Annotated in this window: 19 protein-coding genes; 12 read left to right on the top strand and 7 right to left on the bottom strand. The window is 67.1% G+C overall.

Going from position 1 to position 25,311, the window contains the following annotated elements:
* Window positions 1–231: 231 nt before the first annotated feature.
* Window positions 232–3,102: a pitrilysin family protein gene (locus WCJ52_RS02685; protein WP_336901754.1), complete on the top strand. Its 2,871-nt coding sequence runs from the start codon at window positions 232–234 to the stop codon at window positions 3,100–3,102.
* 15 nt (window positions 3,103–3,117) lie between these two features.
* Here the strand turns inward: WCJ52_RS02685 and WCJ52_RS02680 are convergent, their stop codons facing one another.
* The gene (locus tag WCJ52_RS02680) at window positions 3,118–3,822 is read right to left on the bottom strand and encodes an arylesterase (protein WP_336901753.1); all 705 of its coding nucleotides are present in this window, start codon (window positions 3,820–3,822) and stop codon (window positions 3,118–3,120) included.
* A gap of 15 nt (window positions 3,823–3,837) precedes the next feature.
* Here WCJ52_RS02680 and WCJ52_RS02675 point away from each other — a divergent pair, with 15 nt between their 5' ends.
* The 3 genes from WCJ52_RS02675 to WCJ52_RS02665 all read left to right on the top strand — a co-directional run bounded on the left by WCJ52_RS02675 (window position 3,838) and on the right by WCJ52_RS02665 (window position 8,813).
* Entirely contained in the window at window positions 3,838–4,521 is a 684-nt protein-coding gene (locus WCJ52_RS02675; protein WP_336901752.1) for an ATP-binding cassette domain-containing protein, read from the top strand.
* Window positions 4,518–7,040, top strand: coding sequence for an FtsX-like permease family protein (locus WCJ52_RS02670; RefSeq protein ID WP_336901751.1), 2,523 nt, complete (start codon window positions 4,518–4,520; stop codon window positions 7,038–7,040). The genes WCJ52_RS02675 and WCJ52_RS02670 overlap by 4 nt, the downstream gene beginning before the upstream one ends.
* Before the next feature lie 297 nt (window positions 7,041–7,337).
* Window positions 7,338–8,813: an MFS transporter gene (locus WCJ52_RS02665; protein ID WP_336901750.1), complete on the top strand. Its 1,476-nt coding sequence runs from the start codon at window positions 7,338–7,340 to the stop codon at window positions 8,811–8,813.
* Between the two features lie 35 nt (window positions 8,814–8,848).
* Here WCJ52_RS02665 and WCJ52_RS02660 read toward each other — a convergent pair whose 3' ends face one another.
* The gene (locus tag WCJ52_RS02660; RefSeq protein WP_336901749.1) at window positions 8,849–9,595 is read right to left on the bottom strand and encodes an ankyrin repeat domain-containing protein; all 747 of its coding nucleotides are present in this window, start codon (window positions 9,593–9,595) and stop codon (window positions 8,849–8,851) included.
* A gap of 263 nt (window positions 9,596–9,858) precedes the next feature.
* Here WCJ52_RS02660 and WCJ52_RS02655 point away from each other — a divergent pair, with 263 nt between their 5' ends.
* The 6 genes from WCJ52_RS02655 (at window position 9,859) to WCJ52_RS02630 (ending at window position 16,553) form a co-directional block, all read left to right on the top strand.
* Entirely contained in the window at window positions 9,859–10,917 is a 1,059-nt protein-coding gene (locus WCJ52_RS02655) for an HlyD family secretion protein (protein ID WP_336901748.1), read from the top strand.
* Between the two features lie 70 nt (window positions 10,918–10,987).
* Window positions 10,988–12,391 carry an efflux transporter outer membrane subunit gene (locus WCJ52_RS02650; protein ID WP_336901747.1) on the top strand — a complete coding sequence of 468 codons (1,404 nt, stop codon included), beginning with the start codon at window positions 10,988–10,990 and terminating at the stop codon, window positions 12,389–12,391.
* Window positions 12,384–13,925 (top strand): MDR family MFS transporter, encoded by a 1,542-nt coding sequence (locus tag WCJ52_RS02645; RefSeq protein WP_336901746.1) that lies wholly within the window; start codon window positions 12,384–12,386, stop codon window positions 13,923–13,925. Before WCJ52_RS02650 ends, WCJ52_RS02645 begins: the two co-directional genes overlap by 8 nt.
* A gap of 60 nt (window positions 13,926–13,985) precedes the next feature.
* Window positions 13,986–15,353 carry an MFS transporter gene (locus WCJ52_RS02640; RefSeq protein ID WP_336901745.1) on the top strand — a complete coding sequence of 456 codons (1,368 nt, stop codon included), beginning with the start codon at window positions 13,986–13,988 and terminating at the stop codon, window positions 15,351–15,353.
* A 121-nt stretch (window positions 15,354–15,474) separates the two neighbouring features.
* A complete protein-coding gene (locus WCJ52_RS02635) occupies window positions 15,475–15,669 on the top strand; it encodes a hypothetical protein (RefSeq protein ID WP_336901744.1) in 195 nt (64 codons plus the stop codon).
* Entirely contained in the window at window positions 15,666–16,553 is an 888-nt protein-coding gene (locus WCJ52_RS02630) for a fatty acid desaturase (protein WP_336901743.1), read from the top strand. The genes WCJ52_RS02635 and WCJ52_RS02630 overlap by 4 nt, the downstream gene beginning before the upstream one ends.
* Here the strand turns inward: WCJ52_RS02630 and WCJ52_RS02625 are convergent.
* From WCJ52_RS02625 to WCJ52_RS02615, 3 genes are read right to left on the bottom strand one after another with little or no spacing between them, the layout of a single operon-like run.
* Window positions 16,550–17,302, bottom strand: coding sequence for an acyl-CoA dehydrogenase family protein (locus WCJ52_RS02625; protein ID WP_336901742.1), 753 nt, complete (start codon window positions 17,300–17,302; stop codon window positions 16,550–16,552). The genes WCJ52_RS02630 and WCJ52_RS02625 overlap by 4 nt on opposite strands.
* 5 nt (window positions 17,303–17,307) lie before the next feature.
* A complete protein-coding gene (locus tag WCJ52_RS02620; RefSeq protein ID WP_336901741.1) occupies window positions 17,308–18,456 on the bottom strand; it encodes an acyl-CoA dehydrogenase family protein in 1,149 nt (382 codons plus the stop codon).
* 15 nt (window positions 18,457–18,471) lie between these two features.
* Complete coding sequence (locus WCJ52_RS02615; RefSeq protein WP_336901740.1) at window positions 18,472–18,870, bottom strand: GFA family protein; 399 nt, start codon at window positions 18,868–18,870, stop codon at window positions 18,472–18,474.
* A 349-nt stretch (window positions 18,871–19,219) separates the two neighbouring features.
* Between WCJ52_RS02615 and WCJ52_RS02610 the strand changes: the two genes are divergently transcribed.
* Together WCJ52_RS02610 and WCJ52_RS02605 are read left to right on the top strand one after the other, a co-directional pair.
* The gene (locus WCJ52_RS02610) at window positions 19,220–20,734 is read left to right on the top strand and encodes a hypothetical protein (RefSeq protein ID WP_336901739.1); all 1,515 of its coding nucleotides are present in this window, start codon (window positions 19,220–19,222) and stop codon (window positions 20,732–20,734) included.
* A gap of 69 nt (window positions 20,735–20,803) precedes the next feature.
* Complete coding sequence (locus WCJ52_RS02605; RefSeq protein ID WP_336901738.1) at window positions 20,804–23,437, top strand: TonB-dependent receptor; 2,634 nt, start codon at window positions 20,804–20,806, stop codon at window positions 23,435–23,437.
* Between the two features lie 39 nt (window positions 23,438–23,476).
* Here WCJ52_RS02605 and virB11 read toward each other — a convergent pair whose 3' ends face one another.
* Together virB11 and WCJ52_RS02595 are read right to left on the bottom strand one after the other, a co-directional pair.
* Entirely contained in the window at window positions 23,477–24,454 is a 978-nt protein-coding gene (virB11, locus tag WCJ52_RS02600) for a P-type DNA transfer ATPase VirB11 (RefSeq protein WP_336901737.1), read from the bottom strand.
* Window positions 24,454–25,209 carry a TrbI/VirB10 family protein gene (locus WCJ52_RS02595; protein WP_336901736.1) on the bottom strand — a complete coding sequence of 252 codons (756 nt, stop codon included), beginning with the start codon at window positions 25,207–25,209 and terminating at the stop codon, window positions 24,454–24,456. The genes virB11 and WCJ52_RS02595 overlap by 1 nt, the downstream gene beginning before the upstream one ends.
* Window positions 25,210–25,311 lie beyond the last annotated feature (102 nt).

The following is a 25,311-nucleotide window of genomic DNA, read 5'->3' as shown; positions in this document are numbered from 1 at the left end:
CGTACGCGTCGCTGATCCGTCAGCCATGTCCGCCCTCCCACAGATATCTCTTCAACAGATATCTCTTCAATTGCCAGAGATATTGGACGGACTGAGGGCAAGGTCCAGTGCTCTTGTCCGAGCTCCGGGCAGACACTGCGGTACCAAGACCCTTGCCTTGCCCGAGGATCGCCGTAATCCCTGCGGGATAATTAGGCCGAAACCCTGATCGGCCCTGATACCGGAGTTTTCATGACCCTTGCCGGAAGGCTTCTCTCGGGCGCGAGCCTCGCCCTTCTCATCGCTCTCTCCACGGCGCCCGCCTCTGCCGCACCGGCGTCCAACTCAGCCGCCGCCAGCCAGCCCGCTTCGGCGGCGGACCTGGCCCGCCTGGTGGACATTCCCTACGAGCGCTTCACCCTGCCCAACGGCCTGCGGGTGCTGGTGCATACCGACCGCAAGGCCCCGGTGGTCGCGGTCTCGATCTGGTACGGCGTCGGCTCGAAGCACGAACCTGCGGGTCGCACTGGCTTTGCGCACCTCTTCGAGCATCTGATGTTCAACGGCTCGGAGAACGCCCCTGGCGACTTCTTCAAGCCGCTTCAGGAGGTGGGCGCCACAGATTTCAACGGAACCACCTGGTTCGATCGGACCAACTATTTCCAGACCGTCCCGGTCGGTGCCCTCGACAGGGCCCTGTTCCTGGAAAGTGATCGCATGGGCTACCTGCTGGGGGCCGTCACCCAGGACAAGCTCGATAATCAGAGGGGGGTAGTCCAGAACGAAAAGCGCCAGGGCGACAACCAGCCCTTCGGCCTGGTCGAGTATGTGATCAACGACAACCTCTTTCCTCAGGGCCACGGCTACCGCCACAGCACCATCGGCTCCATGGCGGACCTGGACGCGGCATCCCTGGCCGACGTGAAGCGCTGGTTCTCGGATAATTATGGCCCGAACAACGCCGTCCTGGTCCTGGCTGGCGACATTGACGCGGGCTCGGCCCGGGCCCTGGTTGAGAAGTATTTCGGTGCCATCCCCCGCGGCCCGCGGGTCGCCCCCGTTCCGGACGGTCCGGTAACCCTCAAGGCCCCGGTCAGCCTCACCCTGAAGGACCGGGTGGCGACCACCCGGATCTACCGCAGCTGGTCGACGCCGGGCCTGAATGACCTGTCCACCGTCGCCCTCGAGGCGGGGGTCAGCGTCCTCGGCGGGCTGTCGTCCTCCCGGCTCGACAACGCCCTGGTGCGGGACGAGAAGATCGCCGTCTCGGTCAGTGCCGACTATGGCGTCTTTCAGTCCGTGGGAGTCCTGACCCTGTCGGCAGACGTACGCCCCGGCGTCTCGCCGGACCTGGTCGCCAAGCGGATGGACGAGGTCATTGCCGGATTGATCGCCTCCGGCCCCTCGGCGGAGGAGCTGGACCGGGCCCGGCGGGTCGAGATCGCCAGCAAGATCCGCGCAACAGAGTCCGTGGGTGGCTTTGGGGGCAAGGCTGTGACCCTCGCCGAGGGCGAGCTCTACAACAATGATCCCCAGCTCTATCGGAAGCGTCTTGACGCCTACGCCGCTCTCACACCGTCGGCGGTCCAGTCCGCCCTGAAGACCTGGCTTGGCCGGCCGGCCCTGTCCCTGCGCGTCGATCCCGGCGAGCGAGACCTCGACGGCGGCCCCCTCGGAGGGGATACGGCGGCCAAGGGCGCTAGGATTGACCGGACGGGGGTTGCGACCTCGGCCCGTACGGCGCGCGCTGAACCCGCCATGCCCGGCGCAGGCAAGGTCTCGAACCTCGACTTCCCCGGCATCGAGCGGGCCACCCTGGCGAACGGCATGCCAGTGGTCTACGCCCAGCGGGCCGGAGAGCCGCGAACCCTGATCACCGCCAGCTTCGATGCCGGCACCGCTGCGGACCAGGTCCGGGACTTCGGCCTGCAGTCCATGATGCTTCGAGCCCTCACAGAAGGCGCTGGCGGACTTTCCAGCCGGCAGATCGCCGAAGAATCGGAGAAGCTAGGGGCCAGCCTGGGAGCCGCTGCGGGATCAGACCGGTCCGGAGTCCTCCTTGACGCCCTGACCCCGAACCTGACGCCCTCGCTGGCCCTCTACGCCGCCGTCCTCCAGCGTCCGACCTTCGAAGCCGCCGTAGTGGAACGCCTGCGCGGGCAGCAGCTGTCACGCATCACCGCAGAGGCCAACAATCCCTCGGCCGTGGCCGCAGCCGAGCTCTCCCGACGGCTTTACGGCACCAACCACCCCTATGGCGTTCGCGCCGGCGGCGCCGGGGATGCGGCCGTATTGGGCCGGGTTACCCCTGCGGACCTCAAGGCCGCCCACGACCGGTGGATCCGGCCGGACAATGGCCGCCTGGTCATTGTGTCCGACCTGCCCCTCTCAGCCTTGTTGCCCAGGCTGAACGCCGCCCTCGGCGACTGGAAGCCGCAAACGGGGGTTGCCCGGGGTGTGAAGACCTTCTCCGAGCCTCCGGCGGCTTCAGGCAACCGGATCGTTCTGGTCGATAGGCCGAAGTCGCCCCAGTCGGTGATCGCGGCGGGACAAGTCCTCCAGGCCCGGGGCGGCGACGACCTGCTGGCCCTGCAGGCTGGCAATGACGTTCTGGGGGGAAGTTTCCTGTCCCGCCTGAACATGAACCTCCGCGAGACAAAGGGCTGGTCCTACGGGGTCGGATCCGGGATTTCGGAGACTTCTGACCGGGTTGCCTTCCGCATCAATGCTCCGGTCCAGGCCGACCGCACCGCGGACTCGATCTCGGAACTGCTCAAGGACGTCCGGGACTTCACATCCGCGCGGGGGACCACCGCCGAGGAGCGGCAGCTGACCGTCGACGGCGCCACCCGGGAGCTTCCGGGAACCTTTGAAGGCGGCGCGGCGGTCCTCACGGGCCTTTCGAAAATCGCGGAGTTCAACCGACCGGATGACTGGTACGAGCGCCTTCCCGAGCGCTACGGCGCCATGACCGCAGCGGACATGGATGGTGCGATCCGCCGGGCCATCGATCCTTCCCGACTGACCTTCGTGGTCGTGGGCGACGCTTCAGTGGTGAAACCCCAGCTCGACAAGCTTGGCCTGCCCGTTGAGGTGATCGCTGCGGCGCCGGCGGCCAAGTAACCGCGGGCCGGGGGCTCAGGATCCGGCTGGGGCTCCGGGTGCGGCCGGCAGGTCCCCGGCGATCCGGGGCGCCAGGCGGGCCGTGATGTCCTCGACGCCCTGGGCGTTGGGGTGCATGCCGTCTGGTAGCAGCCGCTCGGGCCTTCCAGCCACGCCTTCCAGGAAGAAGGGATAGACGCGCACACCCCTCTGCCGGGCCAGGTCCGGATAGATGGGATTGAAGGCCTGGGCATAGTCCTCGCCCAGGTTCGGGGCCGCCAGCATTGTGGTGAGTGCGGCGCGGACCTTGCGCCTGTCGAGTTCATCGAGGATGGCCCCCAGGTTCGCCCGGGTCTGCGCCGGGCTGAGGCCACGCAACATGTCATTGGCACCCAGACCAACGATCACCAGGTCCGGCTTGCGGGGCAGGCCGTCGAGGGTGAACCCCAGCCGTGCGAGACCCGCTGCGGTCGTATCCCCCGAGACGCCGGCATTCACCACAGTCACGGCACGCCCGCTGCGGCGCAGGGCCCGCTCAAGGGCTGGCGCAAAGCCCTGGGACGGCTCCAGCCCGTAACCGGCGAAGAGGCTGTCCCCGAAGATGACCACCAGGGGGCCGTCAGCAACAGCGGCCAGGGCGGGCGCGGCCTGTGTCTTCCGAGCGTCGTCCGGCGGCGAACAGGCGACAATAATCTGGCAAAGCCCGGCAAGGACCACATATAGCCACCAACCCGAACGCACTGGACGCCTCCTCGCATGAACCGCCCTGACGCCGACCTGATGATCCGCGCCCGGGGCGTGACACTCTCGCTCGGAAATACAGACATTCTCAAGGGGGTCGACCTCGATGCGCCCCGGGGACAGAGCCTGGCGGTGCTTGGACCCTCCGGTTCCGGAAAGTCGTCGCTGATGGCCGTGCTGTCGGGGCTGGAGCGGACCACCTCCGGCGAGGTCCGGATCGACGGACAGGATCTGGGGCCGCTCAACGAGGATGAACTTGCAAGGGCGCGCCGGGGACGGATCGGCGTGGTCCTCCAGGCCTTCCACCTCCTGCCGACGATGACGGCGCTCGAGAACGTGGCCACCCCCCTTGAGCTTCTGGGCGCCACGGATGCCCGGGATCGCGCCGCTTCGGAGTTGGCCGCCGTGGGCCTGGGCGACCGGCTGACCCACTATCCCGCTCAGCTTTCGGGCGGCGAGCAGCAGAGGGTGGCCATCGCCCGCGCCATGGTGTCCCGGCCTGGCCTGATCTTTGCCGATGAACCCACGGGGAACCTGGACGGCGTCACCTCCCGGCGGGTGGCGGACCTGCTGTTCGAACGGCGGGCCGCGACAGGCGCCACCCTGGTGATCATCACACACGACCCTGACCTGGCAGCCCGCTGCGACCGTATTGTCGAGATGGCCGACGGCCGGATCGTATCCGACAGGCCCGCATGACCTCCGCACCCTTCCACCTGCTCTGGCGGATCGCACGACGGGACCTGTCTGCAGGCTTCCGCGGCCTGCGCCTCCTGTTCCTCTGCCTGTTCCTCGGGGTCGGTGCCCTGGCGGCCATTGGTAGCCTGACGGCGGCCATTACCGGCGAGCTGACCCGGAAGGGACGCGAACTCCTGGGCGGTGACCTGGAGGTCGCCCTCACGCAGAGGTACGCCGAAGGGGCCGAAAAGGCGCAGATGGCGCAGATGGGCAAGGTCAGCGAGACCGTCCGGCTGAGGGCGATGGCCAGCGGCGGCGGCGGCCCACCTATCCTGTCCGAACTCAAGGGCGTCGACAGCAGCTATCCCCTCTATGGCCGCCTGACCGTGGCCACCCCTTCAGGCCCCGCCGCAACGGATCGGCCAGGATCCGGGGAGGTGCTGATCGAGCGCGGACTTGGCGAGCGCCTGGGCGTCGGGGTCGGCGACAGCCTGGCCGTCGGCAAGGCCCGGTTCCGTATCTCTGGCGTACTGGCTTCTGAGCCTGACCGGGTCGGCGAAGGTTTCAGCCTCGGTCCCGCCGCCCTGATCCGGCTGGAGGATATGGCCTCTACCGGCCTGATCCAGCCCGGCAGTCTCTTCGAGGCCAAGTACCGGATCCGGCTGGCACCAGACGACCTTCGCCGGCCGGACAAGTTGGCGGAAGACCTCAAGCGCGCCCACGGAGAGGCCGGCTGGCAGGTTCGCGACCACGGCCGCGCCGCGCCAGGCGCCAGCCGTTTCTTCGCGCGAATGGGGCAGTTCCTGGGCCTGATCGGCCTGTCCGCCCTGGTGATCGCTGGGATAGGCGTGAGTAACGGCGTTGCGGGCTATCTCGCGGCACGGCGGGGCGCCATCGCCACCCTCAAGGTCCTTGGGGCCTCCAACCGTGACGTCTCAGTCCTCTATCTCCTGCAGGTCGCCGTGGTCGCGGCTTGCGCAATCGCGACCGGCCTCGCAGCGGGGGCAGCCCTGGCGCCCGCCCTCCTGGCCCTGCTCGGCGACCGCCTGCCGGTGAAACCGGACTTGGTCCTCCATCCCTGGCCCCTGGTCCTCGCCGCTGCCCAGGGACTGCTGATCGCCTTCATCTTCACCTGGCCGCCCCTGGCCCGCGCCGGCCGAACCCCGCCCGCCGCCATCTGGCGGACCGATCTTGAGCCCGCCGCCCGCATGTCCAGGAGGGACGCAACCATTGTCGGGACCGCCGCGGCGGCCTCCGTGGCCCTTGCCCTGGCAACCACGGACGGGCCGCTCTTCTCCGCCGGGGTGCTGGCGGCGACGGGGGGCGTCCTCCTCCTGCTCCTGCTGGTGGGGCTTGGCGTCAGGACCCTGGCCCAGCGCCTGCCCCGACCCGCTTCGCCCCTGCTGAGACTGGCTGTGTCCAACCTCCACCGTCCGGGCGCCCAGACTTCCGCACTGGTCATCGCCATCGGCCTGTCCCTGACCCTCTTCGTCCTGATCGCAGCCATCCAGACCAGCCTCGATGCGGAAATCGCCCGGTCGGTTCCGAAGCGGGCGCCCGCCCAGTTCGTCCTGGACGTGCCGTCTGCGGGGGCCACAGCCTTCCGCGAGGCCGTTCAGCGGGCAGCGCCCGGAGCCGAAGTCGACCTCGTCCCAGCTCTGCGCGGGACAATCACGGCCTATGGCAACCAGCGTGTCAGGGACATGAAGACCCTTCCGCGGGAAGCCTGGGTCCTGCGCGGCGAAAGGGGTGTGACCTATGCCGGGACCCTGCCCGAAGGCAGTCGCATCACGGCGGGCGCCTGGTGGCCGGCGGACTACCAGGGACCGCCCCTGGTCTCCCTCGATGAACGGGTGGCGGAGGCCCTGTCCCTGAAGGTCGGCGATACCCTGACGGTCAGCGTCCTGGGCCGGGAGATCCCCGCGCGTATCGCCTCCCTCCGCAAGATCGACTGGGAGACCCTGGGCTTCAACTACATGATGGTCTTCCCACCGAGTACGCTTGCCCAGGCGCCCCACACCCTGGCGGGATCGGTCAGCCTTCCGCCGGACAGGGAGACAGCTTCGGCACGGGCCATCCTCGCGGCCTTTCCCGGCGCCTCGGTGATCTCCGTCCGCGAAGTGATCGGCCAGGCGCGCGTCCTTCTCGACCAGATGGCCCTGGCGGTCACCGCAGCCGCCTCAGTGACCCTGCTGGCCGGGATGGCGGTGCTGACCGGGGCCGTGGCCGCCGCGCGCCAGGCCCGCACCTACGACGCCGTCATCCTCAAGACCCTGGGCGCCACCCGGGGACAGCTCCTGGCCGTGCAGGCCCTCGAGTTCGGGCTCCTCGGCCTGCTCCTGGGCGGGGTCGCCCTCGCGGCCGGCCTGTCCGGCGCCTGGTGGATCATCGTCCGGGTCTTCGAGTTTACCTGGGCGCCAGACTGGGGCCGCGTCCTGGGATCGGTCGCAGTGGGCCTCGCGGTCACCCTGGCCTTGAGCCTTGCCGGTGCCCTGCCCATCCTGTCCGCCCGGCCGGCGAGCGCCCTCCGCTCCGTCTAGGCTGCAGACAGGGGGCTGGCGACGCGCAGACGAGGTCCACCAGCTTACCCTCCTGCCGCAGGAGGTCGTCCTTGGGGCCCTGGCGGCGGCCGGTTTCCGAAGCCAGGTCCTCGCGGGCTACGGCGACCTGCTCCTGCCGGCAGGCCTTCCGGTCTATCGCGCCCTTCGAAACTGATCCTGCGTCCGGACCGGGACGTCAGGCCAAGGCCCGAACCAGGCATGACGCTTGACGAGACGGCGCTTTTCCCCGCCACTCTCCATACCGCCTGTTCAAAAGGCGGGCGGGGAGAAAATCCAATGTCCGTCGACGAGGCTCGTCCGGATGCATCTGAGCTGCCGTCACTGCGTCTTCGCACCAAGCTGGCCTTCGGGATCGGCAGTGCGGCGGAAACGATCGCCCTGTTCTCACTCGGGTCCTATGGCCTGCTCTACTACAATCAGGTGCTCGGGCTGCCCGGCTGGCTGGGCGGGCTGGCGATCTCACTCTCCTTCGTGGTGGACGGGTTCGCCGACCCGGTCGTCGGGTCGATCTCGGACCGCACACGGTCCCGCTTGGGACGCCGGCATCCCTTCATGTACGCCGCGCCCATACCTATCGCCCTCTTCCTCCTGGCCATCTTCAATCCGCCGGATGGCCTCAGCCACACCCTACTCTTCCTCTGGTTCACAGGTTCAGTGATCGGCCTGCGGGTGGCCATGAGCGTCTTCCACACCCCGCACCTGGCCCTCGGGGGCGAGTTATCGGAGTCCTACATCGAGCGCACCAAGGTGATGGCGTGGAATAATTTCTCCACCTGGATCGGCGGCACCAGCATCTCGCTGATCGCCCTCACCTACTTCTTCAAGGCCACGCCGGAGTATCCGCGTGGCCTCCTGAATCCCGCGCCCTATCTGCCCTTCTCCCTGTTGGCTGCAGGGGCGACCCTGACCATCCTCTTCGGCTCGGCTTGGTTCACGCGCGACCAGATCCCGCGCCTCCCGAGGCCGCCGAAGGATCAGCCGCCCTTCTCGCCCTTCGAGTTCCTGAAGGACGTCGGCAAGATCCTGGCCAACCGGAACTATGTCTGGCTGCTGGCTGGCCTCTTCGCCCTGTCCCTGATGACCGGCATCCGCGACACCTTGGGGCTCTACGGCGGGACCTATTACTGGGGCTTCCCGTCGGAGATGCTGCGCTGGTACTCGCTGGGTAGCCTGGTCGGCTTCGTCTCGGCCCTGACCCTCACGCCCCGGCTTCACGCCCGATGGGGCAAGCGAGGCGTGATCATCGCCAGCGCGGCGGCATCCGTCGTCTTCCCGGCACTGGGCTACATCCTGCGGGAGGTCGGGTGGATGTTCCCCAACGGGGATCCGCGGCTTCTGCCCACCCTGGTGGCCATTTCCGCCGTCAGCTACGCCACAGGCGCCATACTGAACATCTCGGTGATGAGCGCCCTGGCCGACGTGGCGGACGAGAACGAGGTCCGCTTCGGGGTCCGGCAGGAGGGGGTGCTGTACTCAACCCGAGCCCTCTTCGCCAAGCTCGATACAGCGATCGGCGCAGCCCTCGCCGGTATCGTACTGACCCTGATCGCCTTCCCGGAGAAGGCGCAGCCAGGCGAGGTGGATCCTGGCGTCCTCCAGAACCTCGGGCTCTTCCTGGGGCCGATCTCCATGATCCCCGGCGTTTTCGCTGTCCTGCTCTACTCGCGGTTCAGCATTTCCAGCGCGGACCACGCGGCGACGCGCGCTAAAATCGCGGCGGCGCGCCGGGAGGCCCCAGCAATCCCGAACTGACGACCCAAGCGGCTGCGGCCCCCAGCCCCTGGCCCCTAGCCCAGCAAAACTCCCGGAACCGACTTCGGAGCCATGTTAGAAAATGTTTCGGCCAAGCCCCGCAGGGCGGGATCCCGCTTGCGCGCAAGGAGGTCGATCGCGGTCCTACCGTCCGGTCCGGGAATGTCGCCACGGGCGCCGAAGCCAATAACTGTCGCAAGCGCCTTGGCGGGGCTCGACTTGCGGATCATCAGATGAAGGGCGGTCAGGCCGTCCCGGCCGCGGTGGTCGGGGTCTGCGCCCGCCTCAAGGAGACGTTGGGCGCTGTCGAAATGGCTCGTGGCGACGGCCCAGAGGAAGGGTGTTGCGCCATCTTCCGAGCTGGTCTCATCAATAGGGGCGCCCGCCGCCAGCAGGATGTCTATGGCCTCAAGATCAGAGTTCCAGGCCGCCGCGTAGAGGCAAAAGCGGGGATCGGCGCCGCGCTCCAGCAGGAAGCGGGCGAGGTCGAGGTTGCGCCCCCGGCTGACCGCGTGCCAGAGCGCCGTAGCTCGCCAATCCCCCTCGCAGAAGGCTGGCTCATCGATCCCATAACCGAGGTCCAAGAGGACGCCTGCTGTGGCTAGACTGTCTGCGACGACACGATCCGGCGGTGAGACTTCGACCATGCAAGTGACATGAAGCCAATTCCGTCCCCGGGGATCCCGGAGGGTGGCAAGGTCCGGCCGCTCGACAAGGACCTTGCGAACCGACTCGGCCCTCCAGGCGCGGACCTGGCCTCTGAGGTAGGCTGCGGAGGTCATGTCGTGCTCCAGAACCCTGACAGGACGCAATCATGCGCCTCTGGTCGATGGCTGCAAGTTCAGAGCTCGTCCCGAATTTTGGACGCCAAAGTAAAACCTGGCTAAGTTTTTAAAAAACCGAAGGAAAACTTCCCCTGGATGCGCAATCCGGCTTGCCCCTGGGGGGCGAACGGCAGAACACTAATGGCGATCCTACCTTGCGAAGGTCGGTCGCATCGGGCCGGGCCGGAACCGGCGCGACAGAGAAGCTGGGGGAGAAACGCGTGACGGAAAAGACACCCGAGACGCCTTCAGGAAGAGCCCCCAGCCGGGGAGGCCTCTCCCGCAGGTGGATCCTCATGTTCGGCGGGCCTCTGGTGATCCTGGCCGCCCTGGCCGTCTACATCCTGTCCCTCGGGCGCTTCCAGTCGACGGACAACGCCTTCGTCCAGGTGGCCAAGACTCCCGTCGCCCCATCGATCAGCGGACGGGTGCTCGAGATCTACGTCCGCGAGAACCAGGCGGTCCGGAAGGGTCAGGTCCTGTTCCGTCTCGACGCCCGCGACGCCCGCGCGAACCTGGCTGCGGCGGAGGCCCAGCTGGCTGGCGCCCAGCAGACGGTTGGCCAGCAGCGCGCCGGCTACGCACGGGAGCAGGCGAATGTCGCCGCCGCCCGTGAAAACCTGAGTTACGCCGAGGGTGAGGCCTCCCGGCAGGCCGGCTTGGCGGCTGCGGGAGCCGGATCGGCCCAACAGGCCGACCAGGCCCGTCATTCCGCCCGTCTGGCCCGGGAACAACTGAGGGCGGCCGAGCAAACCGCCGCCGCCGCCCTGGCGGTCCTGGGCGGGGACCCCAATGGCGCCGCCCGGGCCGCTGCCGTCCTTCAGGCCGGCGCCCAACTGGAGCGCGCCCGGCTGAACTCATCCTATACCGAAGTCGTGGCGCCCTCTGACGGTATCGTGGCGCGTGTGGACCAGCTACCGGTGGGTGCCTACGTCAACGCCTCGCAGACCGCCTTCTGGCTGATGTCGGGCCGTCCCTGGGTCGAAGCCAACTTCAAGGAAGACCAGATCGCGCGGATGCGTACGGGCCAACCCGTCGAAATCGACGTCGCGGCCTATCCTAAGCACCGGCTGACGGGACGGGTGGCCAGCTTCGCGCCAGGCACTGGCCAGGCCTTCTCCGCCCTGCCGGCGCAGAACGCCACTGGCAACTGGGTCAAGGTCACACAGCGGCTTCCCGTCCGGATAGAGTTCGATCAACCGCCGCCGGACATGGCGTCCCGCGCCGGACTTTCGGCCACGGTCAAGGTGGACGTGCGGTCCAGCGGCGACCGCAGGTAGGGCGGTGGCGGTGAGGAAAAACCCCAGATTCATCGCCCGATCCTTCAGGCCTGCCCTGCCCGGAGCCCTGATGTGCGCACTTGCCCTGTCGGCCTGCATGACGGTGGGCGAGGACTTTGTGTCACCCCAGACCAGCCCCACATCCGCGGGATACGCCATGGCGGGCGACGCCGCGCCCCCAGGCGTCGTGCTGGGCTCGGCGGCGGCGGGGCCCTGGTGGATGAGCTTCGGTTCGGCGGAACTCGACGCCGTGATCCGTCAAGCCCTGGCGAACTCGCCCAGCCTGGAAGAAGCCCAGGCCGTCCTGGAGCGACACCAGGCCTCGGAGGCCGCCGCACGAGCCCGGACCCTGCCCCAGGTGGGAATCAACGCCCGGACGGAACGCCAGCTCTTCAACAGCCAGGCCTTCGGGCTCACCGGCTTTCCCAACCGGATCTTCAACCTGTTCAGCATTGGCGGCGTCGTCAGCTATGACTTCGACCTCTTCGGGGAGAACCGGCGCCGGGTCGAAGAAGCCGGGGCCCAACGTGAGCGTGCAGAACGGCAGGCAGACGCCGCGGCCCTCATGCTCACCGCCAATGTCGCCCTGGAGGCGGTCCGCCTGGCCGGCCTCAACGCCGAGCTCGAGGCGATGGATCTCGTACTCAGCGACGACCGCAAGCTCCTCGAACTGGCCGGGCGTGCGGAGAAGCTGGGCGGACTTTCCAGGTCCGGCGTCGTCGAGATCGAAGCCCAGCTCGCCCAGGACCTGGCCCAGATCCCCGCCCTGACCAAGGCCAAAGACCTGTCGCGCCACCAGCTGGCCCTGCTTTCCGGCAAGGCACCCGCCGACTGGACTCCGCCCGACTTTAGGCTGGATGACCTGAAGGTCCCCGGCTCGACGCCGGTCGCCCTGCCCTCGGACCTGGTGCGCCGGCGGCCCGACATCCTGGCGGCCGAGGCCGATCTCCATGCCGCAACGGCCGCCGCCGGCGTCGCCCGGGCCGACGAGTTCCCCAAGCTCCGCCTGGGCTCCAGCTATGCCCAGTCCTCGACCGAGCTGGATTCCCTCTTCGACACCGATGCCAAGGGCTGGAGCGTCAATGGCGGGATCAGTGTACCGATCTTCGACGGCGGACTGCGAAAGGCCAACCTGAAGGTGGCGCAGGCGGACCTGAAGGCAGCCCAGGCGCGTTATCGTCGGACCGTGCTGTCAGCCTTCACGCAGGTCTCGGACCTGCTGTCCGCACTTGAGAACGACGAGGCCCGGGTCGTCGCCATCGAGCGCGAGGTGGCCCTGGCCCAGAAGGATGCCGACATCACGGCGGCCGGCGTCCGGCTAGGCGGCACGCCGCTCCTGCGCGCCATTGATGCCCGGCGGCACCTCAGCCAGGCCAGGCGAAGCCTAGCGCAGGCCCGGGCCAACAGGCTCCAGGACCTGATCGGGCTCTATTCGGCCACTGCGTCGGACTGGAGAACGGCTGCGGATGACTGATACGCCTTCCCATCTGCAGAAGGATGTCCTGAACCGCATCCCCATCACTGGCGCCCTCATGTTGGCGACGCTGATGAACACCCTCGACAGCACCATCGCCAACGTTGCCCTGCCCAAGATGCAGAGCAGCCTCTCAGCGTCCCAGGAGCAGCTGACCTGGGTGCTGACCTCCTACATACTGGCCACGGCGGTCATGACCCCCCTGTCGGGCTGGCTGGCCATGAAGTTCGGCCGCAAGCGCATGATCGGCCTGTCGATCGCCGCCTTCACGATCGCCTCCATGCTGTGCGGGGTCGCCACTTCGGTCGAGCAGATGGTCCTGTTCCGGACCCTGCAGGGCCTGGCGGGTGCCTCGATGATGCCCTTATCCCAGTCGGTCATGCTGGACATCTATCCCCAGTCGATGATCCCGAAGGTGATGAGTCTTTGGAGTGCGGCCGTCATCCTGGGGCCAATCCTTGGGCCGACGCTCGGAGGCTGGATCACCGAGAACCTCAGCTGGCGCTGGGTCTTCTTCATCAACCTGCCACTGGGAATCATTGCGACCCTGGCGGTGACAAGCCTGATGGCGGATGACCCGGGAGGCCGGCAGAGACCCTTCGACACCATCGGTTTTGCGGCCCTGACCGCCTTCGTCGTCGGCCTGCAGGTCATGCTGGACCGGGGACCGGGGCAGGATTGGTGGGACTCGCCGGAAGTCTGGATCGAGGCCGGGATTGCCCTTGCAGGGCTCTGGGTCTTCCTCGTCCAGAGTGCGACCTCACCAAATCCCTTTTTCCATCGGGACCTCGCGAAGGACAGCAACTTTGTCGGCACCACGGTTTTCAGCTTCTTCGTGGGCGTCCTGCTGTTCTCGACGACGGCTCTCCTGCCTGTGCTGATGCAGAGCCTGCTCGGTTATTCCGCGGTCCACTCTGGCTGGGTCAGCATGAGCCGCGGTGTGGGCTCCCTGATCACATTTCTCCTGGTCCCGATCCTGATCCAGTCCATCGGACCGAGGAAAATGCTCTTCGTCGGAACCACGCTCAGTGTCGTTTCGCTTTGGGCCATGGCGAAGTTCGACCTCTCGATGACCGAGTGGCCACTGGTGGCCAGCGGCTTTGTCCAGGGGGCTGGGACGGGTCTCCTGTTCGCCCCTCTCAGCACCCTGGCCTACGTCACCCTCAGTCCCATCCACCGGGTGGAGGGCACGATCCTGTCCACCATGGCACGGAGCCTCGGCTCGAGTGTCGGCATTTCCATTGTCCAGGCCCTGGTGATCCGGAACTCGGCTGTCGCCCACAGTGAACTCGCGTCCCGGATGGATCCCTCCAATCCCGTACTGAAAAACATCCTGCCATCCCAGGTCGACGTTTCCACCCCCGCGGGGCTTGCCATGATGAATGGCGAGATCACGCGGCAATCGATGATGCTGGGCTATATCGGTGTCTTCGCCTGGATGATCATATTCATCCTGGCCATGTATCCGCTCATCATGATCCTCAGGCCGCCGCCAAAGGCGCCCATGGAGCGGATTGAGGCTGTCGGGGACTAGACACCGGGCGGGCGGCTTCCCAGACTCGGAAAAAAGCTGAGGAAACCCAGGGACCCCAAAATGACAGAGACCGCGACGCCGTCGACCGACCCCATCCTTCCGCCGGCCACGGCCACCGTCAGCGGGGCACCCTACTCGGCTTCCTACACGCGCTATGCCATGCTGCTCCTGATGGCGATCTACACCATCAACTTCCTCGACCGGTCAGTGATCAACATCCTGGCCGAGCCCATCAAGAACGAGCTGAAGCTGGCGGACTGGCAGCTGGGCATGATGAGCGGCCTCGCCTTCGCCCTGTTCTATACCTTCCTCGGCATTCCCCTCGCCCAGATGGCGGAGCGGCGGAACCGTCCGATCATCATCGGGACCTCGGTCGCCGTCTGGTCCGGCTTCACGGCTCTGTCCGGCTCTGCGGGCAACTTCTTCCAGCTGGTCCTCTGCCGGATCGGCGTGGGGATCGGGGAGGCGGGATGCACGCCGCCATCCCACTCCCTGATCGCCGACTACGTGCCCAAGGAGAAGCGGGCCTCGGCCCTGGCCTTCTACTCGATGGGCACCCCGCTGGGCGGCCTTCTGGGTCTTGTGATGGGCGGCCTGGTCGCTGATACCTACGGCTGGCGGGTCGCCTTCCTGGTCGCCGGCGTCCCGGGGCTCCTCTTTGCTGCCCTCTGCTTCTTCACCCTTCGTGAGCCGCGCAAGATTCTCGCTGAACACAGCGCCAAAATCACCGCGGCCCAGGCGACCTTCCGGGAGACCCTGGCCTACCTGATGAAGAAGAAGACCTTTTGGCTGATCGCGTTGGGCGCCGCCATCAAGGCCTTCATCGGCTATGGACACGCCCCTTTCACCGCCAGCTTCTTCCTTCGGGTCCACGGTGATGAGATCGCCCGGCTGGCCAGCATGTTCGATCTGAAATCCGTCGGCTTCATGGGCCTGGCCCTGGGCCTCATGGGGGGGACCGCTGGCATGATCTCCGCCTGGCTGGGGGGACAGATCGCAGACCGTTTCGCCAAGACAGACCTGCGCGGCTATGTCGTCGTTCCCGCCATCGCCTCCCTGATCGCCGTACCGATCTACATCCTTGCGGTGAGCGTGCCCTCGGCTTCCGTGGCCCTCTGGATCCTGGTGATCAACGGTCTGTTGGGTTCGCTCTGGTACGGACCGGTTTACGCGATCGGCCAGTCCATCGTGCCGCCGCACATGCGGGCGACCACATCCGCAATCCTGCTGTTCGTCATCAACCTGATCGGCCTGGGCCTCGGCCCGACCGTCGTCGGCATCCTCTCAGACGTCATGGCCAATGGCGTGGGCCTGGGCTCTGCCCAGGGCGTGCGCTGGGCCCTGATGATGTCCACCTGCTTCGGCTTGCTGGCCTTCTTCCTCTTCTGGACCGCCCGGAAGACGATCCGGGAAGAGATGGAGTCCTGAGACGGGACGACCTGGCGGAGGGGCACAGGCAGATTTTCTGAAGCGCCTTACTCGTGACTAACAAAGTTGACGCATCCGTCATTTTCGCCTTCCATAAGTGGAGGTGAAAAGAGGACCCATTGTGAGCCGTATCCTGCCGCTGATTTTCCAGAACCTCACCTTCCTGTTCGGGATCGGGTTTCTGGCCCCCCTGGTCACCCAGGTCCTCGAGCGGGCTGTGCCTTCGATCGCCACCACGCCCTGGCCGCTTGCGGTCGGACTGTTGGTCGGAGGGGGCTGGGGCGCCCTCGCCCAGAAGACGGGACGCTGGCTATGACCGACCTGTCCGCAGATGCCCTCCGCGCCCTGCCCCCACGGGAGCTCAACCGCCTGGAGACCGAGACGGCGGCCCGGTTCATGGGCGGTCTCCCTTGGGGGTCGGTCCTCTGGGGGCTGGGGAACCTCGCCGTCTGGCTCTCGCTCTGGCCCCTGACCCTGTCTGGCGTGATGCCCCTTTGGGTGGCCTTTCCCATCGCCACCCTGAACGTGGCCCTTTGCTACCTGCCCTCGCATGAGGCCCAGCACAGGATCATCGCCCGGGAGGGCGAGCCCCTGTTCTGGCTCAACGAACTGGTCGGCCACCTGTCGCCCCTGCCCATGCTCCTGCCCTATGGCGTCGCCCGGCTAACCCACTACGAGCACCATCTCCACGCCAACCACCCGGAGCTGGACCCCGACATCCACACCAAGGCGCCGAATGCCTGGCAGGTTCTGCTGAACACCATCGCCCACAGGCAGCCGGGATCGGCGACGGGCGGGAACTACGGCAAGGCCCTCGCCCGGATCGGGACGGAGGAAGCCCGGCAAGCGGGTCTGGTCGCCGCCCTCTACACCCTGGCCTACCACGCCATCCTGTTCACCCTGGCCTGGTCAGGGTTCGCCATCGAGGCTGCCCTGATCTGGTGGCTGCCGCGGATCCTGGGCTCGACCTACATCCAGTTCTACCTGAGCTGGGCACCGCACCACCCGGCGGCGGAAATGGGCCGCTACCGGGACACCCGGGCCTTCCGCAGCCACATCGGCAACCTCTTGTCTTCGGGGATGCAGTTCCACGTCATCCACCACCTCTACCCGCGCATCCCCCTGCTCAGGCATGCGAAGGCCTACGCGGCCCTGCGGCCCTTCCTGGTGGCGCGGGACTGCCGGCTGGACGGCCTCTAGAGGCTCCGGACCAGGGTCGCGGCGTCGTCGGGCCGGGACAGGGCCCAGATGCCCAGCTTGCGGGCCCACCAGGCCTCACCGCCATGGGCCAGGCGCAGGCGGTGCAGGGTGCCCGTGAAATGGTGCAGGTCGTGCTCGGCGCTGACGCCAATGGCCCCGTGGACGGCGTGGGCGATGCCGGCGCAGGCCATGGCGGCCTCCCCACAGCGCATCTTGGCCACCGCCGCAGCTTCGACCGAGACCGAGAGCGGAGGGCCGGCCATGGCGATCTCCGCCGCCATCCGGGCCGCCATCACCTCCTCGGCCATGACAGCGATCTGGTGCTGGATCGCCTGGAACTTGCTGATCTCCCGCCCGAACTGCCGGCGGGTAGAGGCGTAGTCCAGGGTCATGGCCTGCAGGGCGTCGATGGCACCCGCCATCACGGCCGCGTCGATGGCGGCGCACAGGGCGCGGGCGACGACAGGGTCCTCTCCCCCTGCCGCCAGCACCGGCTCGGCATCGGGGCAGTCCAGGGCCTGGGGGTCTGCAAGCCGGGCCAGGATCGTCGGCAGGACGCGGGGCGCCCGGGGCCGCCGACCGGCCTCAAAGGCCAGGGTAAACAGGCCCGCCAGGTCTAGCCCGGCACCGCCCTCCGCCTCTGGGCGCAGCAGATCGAGGAAGCCGGATCCGACCAGCTCTGGCCAGGGGTCGACGCCAAGGCCGTCCAGCAGCCGCCGCCAGGGATCCAGGAAGAGATCTTCGCGCATGGACCTCACCTCAGGCCAAGTCCGCGGGCGATGATACCGCGCAGGATCTCGCGCGTGCCGCCGCGCAGGGAGAAGGTCGGGCTCATGCCCGCCAGGTAGTCCAGTGTGGCCAGGAGGGGCGCCGGGACGGGGCCATCCACGGAGGCCAGGTGGTCGGTGACCAGGGCCGGGATGGACTGCTCGAAGCTGGCACCCAGGTCCTTGACCATGGAGGCCTCAACCACCGGACTCTCTCCCCGGGCCAGTTGGCCGGTCACCGCCAGGGACATGTTCCGCAGGGTCGCCAGCCGCGCCAGCATCCGTCCGGCCAGCTCGGCCTCCGACTCGGTGGGCCCGCCGCGGCTGCGGATAAAATCCATCCACTCGTCGATCAGCACGGTGGAGGAATAGAGCCGCTCCGGGCCACTGCGCTCGAAGGCCAGTTCGGCGTTCGTTTGTGACCAGCCCTGGCCTTCCTGGCCGATGAGGGCGTCCCCGGGCAGGTCGACATCCTCGAAGAAGACCTCCGAGAAGTGCTCGTCCCCCGCAAGGTCGCGGATGGGCCGCGCCGTCACGCCGGGGGTCTTCAGATCGATCAGCAGCTGCGAAAGGCCGGCCTGGCGGTCATCCGGCCCGCCGCTGGTCCGGACCAGGGCAACCATGTAGTGGGCCTTGTGCCCGTAGGTTGTCCAGATCTTGGAGCCGTTCAGGCGCCAGCCTGTGGCGGTCCGCTCGGCGCGGGTGCGGACGCTGGCAAGGTCGGAGCCCGAGTTGGGCTCGCTCATGCCGATGCAGAAGAAAGCCTCGCCCCGGCAGATGCGCGGCACGATGTCCCGGCGTTGGGCCTCGGTCCCGTAGCGCAGGAGAAGCGGCGCACTCTGGCGCTCGGCGATCCAGTGGGCCGCCACTGGGGCGCCTGCGGCCAGAAGCTCCTCGATCAGCACGAAGCGGGCAAAGGGGCTACGGCCGCCGCCGCCGAATTCCACAGGCAGGGTCAGGCCCACCCAGCCGCGGGCGGCGAGGTCGCGGGAGAATTCGGCGTCAAAGCCCATCCAGGTCCGCGCCCGGCGAGCCCCGGGAACACCGGCAAGGCGCTCGGCCAGGAAGGCGCGCACCTCGGCGCGGAGGGCTTCATCCTCCGATCCGATGGCGGCGGGAACGAGGGGAGCAAGCACAGCGGGGTCTCCGGATCATGCCGAGGGCGGGTTGGTCTCGAAGCCCGGAGCACCAAGCAGGGCCTTCGACCAGGGCCGGGCGCTGCGGGTCCACAGCTGCAGGACGGGCGTCACGTCCTCGTCGCTCTCCAGGGCCCCGACCTTCACCGCCACCATGCCGTTCGCCAGGCGCGAGGCCAGGGGCGAGCCGCACTTCGGACAGAAGCAGCGCTCCACCGACCCGCCGCTCTCGCCCTGGTCGGCATAGACGGCGTAGGCGCCTGTCAGCCGGAAGGCTGCACCCGCCACGATAGCGTTGACGGAGAAGGCCGAACCGCTGGTCTTCTGGCAATGGGTGCAGTGGCAGGCGACGGTCACCACCGGGGCGGCGTCGCACTCGAAACCAACTTCACCACACAGACACTTGCCGCGCATGCCGGGGCCTCCATCCAGCTGGACAGCGCCGGGTCCCCGGTGCCTGGAGGGAAACTGACAGACCCTCAACGGGGCCGCCAGTGGGTGACGGAAGGGCAGGTCCGACCTTTTTCGATTTCGACCGTCAGAATGGAGGGGAGATGGAATGCCCCCGCGTCCACGGACAGGCCGGTCCTGGGCCTTAGTCGGCCACGGTCTAGCGTGTGTCATAAGTCCGTCATGGAACCGAAACCCAGTCGTCACACCTCACGGCTAAATCGAGCCCGACAAGGGGCGTTTTTGTGGCCTACCGATTCCGGCCGCCGCTCCCCAATCACGCGCCAAATGCGGACACGGTGGAGACCGATACATGATTGCCCTCGGAAAGCTGAAGACCCTGACCCTCGGCTTCGCCGCCGCCGCCCTGCTCAGCGCATGTGGCGGCGGTTCCTCGGTCACATCGCCGGGTGAAGGCCAGTTCGCCACCGGCGGAACCGGAGGCGGTGGAAGCGGCGGCGGCGGCGGAAGCGGTGGGGCCTCCGCTGACTGCCCGACCGGCTTCATCAATCTGGGGACCGTCGCCAACGGGACCCTCCGGTCCTGCGGCCTCCCCCGGCTGATCACGGGTGCCCTCACGGTCCCCTATCGCCCCGGCACCGCCTATCGCGTCGACGGTAAGACGGAAGTCGGCCAGGACCTCGGTCCCGATGCCCAGAACCCCCGCACAGGCGTACTGTCCGGGGTGCTGACCATTGAACCGGGTGTGACGATCTTCGGCGGCATCGCTGAATACATTGCCGTGAACCGCGGATCGCGGATGATCGCAGACGGCACGGCCTCGCGCCCGATCATCTTCACCAGCCTCAATGACCTCAACGGCGGACCTGATCTCAAGGGCCAATGGGGCGGTATCGTCCTGGCTGGCCGGGCGCCGATCAACCGCTGCCCGCCGACCGCGACCACATTCCCCGCCAATCCGACGGCGTGCGAATACCGGTTCGAAGCCATCCAAACCATCAACTGGGGCGGTAACGCGGCGAACGACAACAGCGGGATCCTTCGCTACATCCAGGTCAAGGAAGCCGGATACGAAGTCGCCCCTAATGAAGAGCTGAACGGCATTACCTTCGGTTCTGTGGGCAACGGGACGCTGGTGGACTTCGTTCAGGTGCACGGCTCGGCGGATGACGCGGTCGAATTCTTCGGCGGGACAGTCAACACCCGTCACCTTGTCCTCGACCAGTGGGACGACGATGGTTACGACACCGACGAAGGCTACACGGGCGCCACCCAGTTCCTCATCAACTACTCGGACAACCCGACGGAAGAAGACCGGTGCTTCGAGGCCTCCACGGCAGGCTCGACCTTCAACGGCCTTCCGCTCCTGCGCTCTTCGCCCAAGGTTTCGAACTTCGTCTGCCGGGTAGGCCTGGCGTCGACGACCTTCGATACTCGCCAGCATCAGGGCATCGTCCTGAACAGTGGCACCCGGTTCGACTTCCTCAATGGGGTCGTCTATACCGCCCATCCGTCACTGCCCTGCCTTGACGTTGACGGTGCGGCCACGATGGCCGACCCGAAGTCGACCTTCGCTTCCATCGCCTTCGCCTGCGGCGGCGGCCCCTACAGGACCACCGATAACGACCAGCCGACGGCTCCCGAGGCGCTCTTCACGGCCGGGGCCAACAATATCGCGACTGGCTACACGACGACCTTCTCCCAGGTGTTCATCAATGGGACCAACGAGAGTGGACGCGTGGCCACAAACCCGACGGCCGTCTCCGCCTTCTTCCTGTCGGTCAACTATATCGGAGCTGTCTCCGGCCTGAACGACAACTGGTACGTCGGCTGGACCTGCGGGCTCGCGGGCGCCGCCTCCTGCTGATTGGCGCCTGACCGGGGCGGCGGATTGACCGTCGCCCCTTTTTCTTCCCCTCCCGGAGGCTAACTCCCGATGAACGTCACCACCCGTACACTGAGCGCCCTTCTCCTTGCCGGCACGGCACTGGTCTCCGCCCAGTCCGCATTCGCTGCGGCCGCACCTGCGGCCGAAGCTGAGGTCGAGGAAATCGTCGTCAACGGCCGCTTTATCCCGGATGTGGTCCGGGACACGGCCGAGGTCGCCAACTTCCTCAGCGCGGAGGATGTCCAGCGTGCGGGGGATGACAACGCCGCCCAGGCCCTGACCCGGATCACGGGCATTTCCCTCGTCTCCGGAAAGTTCGTCTATGTGCGCGGCCTTGGCGAGCGTTACTCCCAGTCCCTTTTGAACGGGTCGCCCCTGCCAAGCCCCGAGCCCCTGCAAAGGGTGATCCCCCTGGACCTGTTCCCCGCTTCGATCCTTGCGGGTACGGTCATCCAGAAGACCTATTCCGCCAATTACTCCGGGGATTTCGGCGGTGGTCTCATCGACCTTCAGACCGTGGGCGTGCCTGACGAGAGCTTCGTCAAGCTGAGTGTCGGCCTGGGCGGAGATACCGAAACGACCGCTGAGCGGCGCCTGACCTACTACGGTTCGGAAACGGACTGGCTAGGTTTCGATGACGGCACGCGCAAGCTGCCTGTCGGCATCCGCGAGTTCGCCTTGAACCGCCCCGTCGTACCAGGGACCGGTACAAGCGGACTGACGGATGACCAGTACAAGGCCGTCGCTCGCAGCTTCACCAATGCGCCGATCAACCTGATCCAGAGTGACAAGATGCCGCTCAACGGCAACTTCGACGTCTCGGCCGGGCGATCCTTTGACACCGACGTCGGCGTGATCGGGGCGATCGGTGTGCTGAGCTACCGGAATAGCTGGCAGACCCGCAAGGGCGTGCGCCAGACGTCGGCGCCGGACCTCGGCGGACTCGCCCTGGCGACGGATTCAACCTTCGAGGCTAACCAGAACGACATTGGATGGAGCGGTCTGGCTGGTCTCGCCTGGAAAAACGACGACAACGAGGTCCGTTACACGGGCCTCTGGATCCAGTCGACGTCCAAGCGCGCCCGGATTACCCAGAATAGCGCCCAGTCCCAGGGCAATGCCAACGTCAATGCCTACGCGACCGAATGGTACGAGCGCGCCCTTCAGCTGAGCCAACTCTCCGGTAAGCACAGGATTGCTGACTGGGACCTGGAGTGGAAGGGCACCTACGGTCGTACGACGCGTCAGGCGCCCTATGAGCGCCTCTATCGCTACGGCCTGGGAGCCGACGGTTCGCGCACGGCTCTTCTGTCAGGCGCAAACCAGCTTCTGGCCTTTTCCGATCTCGACGAGAATATCGGCTCGGCCAATGTCGACCTCAGCTACGACCTGCCCGTGGACTTCGTGCGGCAGGCCCAACTCAAGATGGGTGCCGCCTGGCAGAAGAACTCCCGGACCTCCTGGCGCCGTGACTTCACCTATGACCAGGGTCGTAACTGGGATCCGGCGCGATATGCGAAGGAGCGGATCGACTACCTGGTCTCGGACCGGAACATCAACGACGATATCGTGATGCTACGGGAGCTCACGGGCTCCGCCCTGACCGGGGACTCCGCCCTCTACGAAGCCGAACTCTCCGTCGCCGGTGCCTACATCCAGGTGGACAGTGAAATCATGCCCCTTCTCCGGGGTAGCCTCGGGGTCCGGTATGAAACTGCGGACCAGTCCGTCCGCACCCTGGACATCTTCAACCCTTCGGCAGCGGCTACCTTCAGCCGCTCTGTGACACAGGACTACATCCTGCCCGCGGGGACCCTGACCTGGAACTTCGCCGAGGACCAGCAGCTGCGCTTCGGCGCTTCCAAGACCATCGGGCGCCCCCAGTTCCGCGAATTGGCACCGCAGCGATATCGGGACACGGAGACCGACCGGATCCTAACGGGGAACCCGTACCTTGAGGATACGACCTTCTTAAACATCGACGCGCGCTATGAGCGCTACTTCAGCAATGGCCAGTACGTCACGCTCGGTGTCTTCTTCAAGGACATGGGGAAGCCCGTCGAAGCCCTGGCCATCCTGGGCTCAGACGGTGCCTTCCGTCAGACCTTCTTCAACGCCCCCGCAGCCCAGATCATGGGCGCCGAATTCGAGTTCAAGAAGTTCTTTGACCTCGAGACGGGGACGACCTGGATCGACGACCAACGCTGGCTTGTGGCCCTGAACTACACCTACACCAAGTCGGAACTGAAGGTTGAGAAGGGCGATACCATCGTCCTCAACACCACAGGCGTCATGACCACGCCACCGGCAACCGACTACCTCTCGGGAGGCGAGCGCCTGCAGGGGCAGTCCGACCATCTGGCGAACCTGCAGTTCGGGTTCGAGAACGAAGAGTCGGGGACCCAGGCGACAATCCTGATGACCTACACCAGCGACCGGGTCGTTGCGCGGTCAAGCAGCCTCGACCTGCCAGACCTCGTCCAGGATCCCGGCTTGCGGTTGGACTTCGTGTTCCGCAAGGCCTTCGAGGTCCAGGGCCAGGAGTTCACCGGCTCCTTCGAAGCCCGGAACCTGACCGGGACGGACGCGGAAGAATACCAGTCTGCGGGTGGCAAGCGCTTCGAAACGAACAGCTATGCCATCGGACAGTCGTTCTCTGTGGGTCTCTCGACCCGCTTCTGACGCTCAACTGATGAGGCGTACGCACTGCACGCCGGGCCTTCAGGCCCGGCGGAGCAGGCGGATGTCACTGATGCGCCGGGCGCCGCCGACCCGCTCGAGTTGGACAACAGCGTCCACCACGCGGGTCACATAGTCGCGAACCGTATCCCACCCGAGCTCAAGGCCGGACGTCAGGGCCAGTAGCCCGATCTGGTCCAGGGCGCCCTCAGCGCTGTCCGCATGGATGGTGGTAATCGAGCCCGGATGTCCGCTATTGACGGCGCGCAGGAAGGCGAAGGCCTCGGATCCGCGAAGCTCGCCCAGCAGAATCCTGTCCGGCCGCAGGCGCAGGGAAGCCGTCAGCAGGGAGTCCACATCGACCCGCGCCTCGCCGAGGTCGCCGCGGACGGCGATAAGTCCAACGCTGTTGGGGTGGTCCAGGCGGATTTCCGGGGCGTCCTCGATCACGACCAGCCGCTCTGAAGTGTCGATCTCCTTGACCAGGGCATTGAGCAGGGTCGTCTTGCCGCTGCCCGTGCCTCCGGAGATCACCAGGGTCTTGCGAAGGCGCACCGCGAGGCGAAGAAAGCCAAGCCAGTCCCGCGCCTCAAGACGCTCAACCAGTTGCACGTCATCAGGTCCGCCCGCAGCTGGTGGGGGGGGCGCCGAGAACAAGCCGTCGCTGGCCAGATCGTCGAGGGAGAGGTCCGTGAGCCTGTGCTTGCGGACGGCGAGCACCACCCCGCCCCGGGTCGCCGGCGGCGTGACAGCCTGGACCCTGGCCCCGTCCGGAAGCGTGGCGGAGAGCAGCGGCTGCTCGCGGTTCACGCCCTGATGGCTATAGGCGGCGATCTGCCGGACCAGGCGCTGCAGAGTCACTTCATCGAGGTCCGGCGCCGCCTCCCGGTGCATGCCGCCGTCCGGGGTCTCCACCCAGACCTCGCCAGGGGCGTTGACGAGCAGGTCCGTGACCTCGGGACGGGTCAGCCAGGGCGCCAGGGGCGCCAGATAGGCGCCGAGATAGACATTGGCGTTCATCAGCGGATCACGGACGAGAAGTCGAGGTCCCGGGCGACGAAGACCTGGATGGCCGCGCCCTGCGGGACCCGGAGGGTCGCGGGGATATCCCGGGTCCCGCCGCCGCCCGTCACGGCCTGCCCGACCTGACCGGGATACCCCAGGACCAGGGTGTTACTCCCCGAATTCGATCCGGCATTGACCGCTGCGGTCATGCCAGCGTTCAGGACGGTCAGCAGGATGGCACCGCCGTAGCGCTGCAGGAAGTGGGTGTCGACATCGCCCTCGACCCCTCCTCTTCCCAACCGGTCCACGGCGGGCGAAGCGATATCTATGCTGATCCCGGCCGGAGTTATGATCCGGTTCCAGACCACGAAGGCCCGGGTCTGGCCGAGAGTCGCGGCGGACTTGTACTGGCCAATCAGCCTGGACCCCCGCGGGATCAGCACCCGGCCGCCATCAAAACTGCGGACGTCGCGGCTCACGACCCCGCGGACGGCACCCGGCAGGTCGGAATTGATCGCGGATTCCAGCACCGCGGCGATCAGTACGCCCTGGGGCACGGTGCGGCTGAGGTCCCGCATCTGAACCGCCTGCCCGCCACCCTGACCCGGGCCGAGGGTCCGGGCCGCAAAGCGCTCCTCTGCCGTGCCGGGCGCATCGCCCGGGGCTGGGGCCGCGGCGGTCGTCGGCTGGGCGGCCTGGGCGGTGCCGGCTTCGGGGGGTGCGAGGTCAACGACGAGGGTCGGCGATCGCAGGTAGGCGTCCTCTGACATGGCCTGGGGGACTGGCATTGCCGGCGGCGGCGGTTGGGCCGGCGAGGCACTCGGCATCGGGACGGGCTGGGGTGCCGGTGCCGGGGGGGCCGGGACCTCAGC

The organism is Phenylobacterium sp. (assembly GCF_037138395.1).
In the GTDB taxonomy this organism is placed as follows: domain Bacteria; phylum Pseudomonadota; class Alphaproteobacteria; order Caulobacterales; family Caulobacteraceae; genus Phenylobacterium.
The sequence above is the reverse complement of the archived record's forward strand: the minus strand, read 5'-3'. Positions and strand labels throughout refer to the sequence as shown.

What these genes read in the sequence shown, in the direction of transcription:
- WCJ52_RS02670 (WP_336901751.1), top strand. Translation starts at nt 4,518, where the DNA reads ATGACCTCCGCACCCTTCCACCTGCTCTGGCGGATCGCACGACGGGAC.
- WCJ52_RS02615 (WP_336901740.1), bottom strand. Translation starts at nt 18,870, where the DNA reads ATGCGCGGCAAGTGTCTGTGTGGTGAAGTTGGTTTCGAGTGCGACGCC.
- WCJ52_RS02610 (WP_336901739.1), top strand. Translation starts at nt 19,220, where the DNA reads ATGATTGCCCTCGGAAAGCTGAAGACCCTGACCCTCGGCTTCGCCGCC.
- WCJ52_RS02630 (WP_336901743.1), top strand. Translation starts at nt 15,666, where the DNA reads ATGACCGACCTGTCCGCAGATGCCCTCCGCGCCCTGCCCCCACGGGAG.
- WCJ52_RS02605 (WP_336901738.1), top strand. Translation starts at nt 20,804, where the DNA reads ATGAACGTCACCACCCGTACACTGAGCGCCCTTCTCCTTGCCGGCACG.
- virB11 (WP_336901737.1), bottom strand. Translation starts at nt 24,454, where the DNA reads ATGAACGCCAATGTCTATCTCGGCGCCTATCTGGCGCCCCTGGCGCCC.
- WCJ52_RS02640 (WP_336901745.1), top strand. Translation starts at nt 13,986, where the DNA reads ATGACAGAGACCGCGACGCCGTCGACCGACCCCATCCTTCCGCCGGCC.
- WCJ52_RS02665 (WP_336901750.1), top strand. Translation starts at nt 7,338, where the DNA reads ATGTCCGTCGACGAGGCTCGTCCGGATGCATCTGAGCTGCCGTCACTG.
- WCJ52_RS02645 (WP_336901746.1), top strand. Translation starts at nt 12,384, where the DNA reads ATGACTGATACGCCTTCCCATCTGCAGAAGGATGTCCTGAACCGCATC.
- WCJ52_RS02595 (WP_336901736.1), bottom strand. Translation starts at nt 25,209, where the DNA reads ATGTCAGAGGACGCCTACCTGCGATCGCCGACCCTCGTCGTTGACCTC.
- WCJ52_RS02625 (WP_336901742.1), bottom strand. Translation starts at nt 17,302, where the DNA reads ATGCGCGAAGATCTCTTCCTGGATCCCTGGCGGCGGCTGCTGGACGGC.
- WCJ52_RS02660 (WP_336901749.1), bottom strand. Translation starts at nt 9,595, where the DNA reads ATGACCTCCGCAGCCTACCTCAGAGGCCAGGTCCGCGCCTGGAGGGCC.
- WCJ52_RS02685 (WP_336901754.1), top strand. Translation starts at nt 232, where the DNA reads ATGACCCTTGCCGGAAGGCTTCTCTCGGGCGCGAGCCTCGCCCTTCTC.
- WCJ52_RS02650 (WP_336901747.1), top strand. Translation starts at nt 10,988, where the DNA reads ATGTGCGCACTTGCCCTGTCGGCCTGCATGACGGTGGGCGAGGACTTT.
- WCJ52_RS02675 (WP_336901752.1), top strand. Translation starts at nt 3,838, where the DNA reads ATGAACCGCCCTGACGCCGACCTGATGATCCGCGCCCGGGGCGTGACA.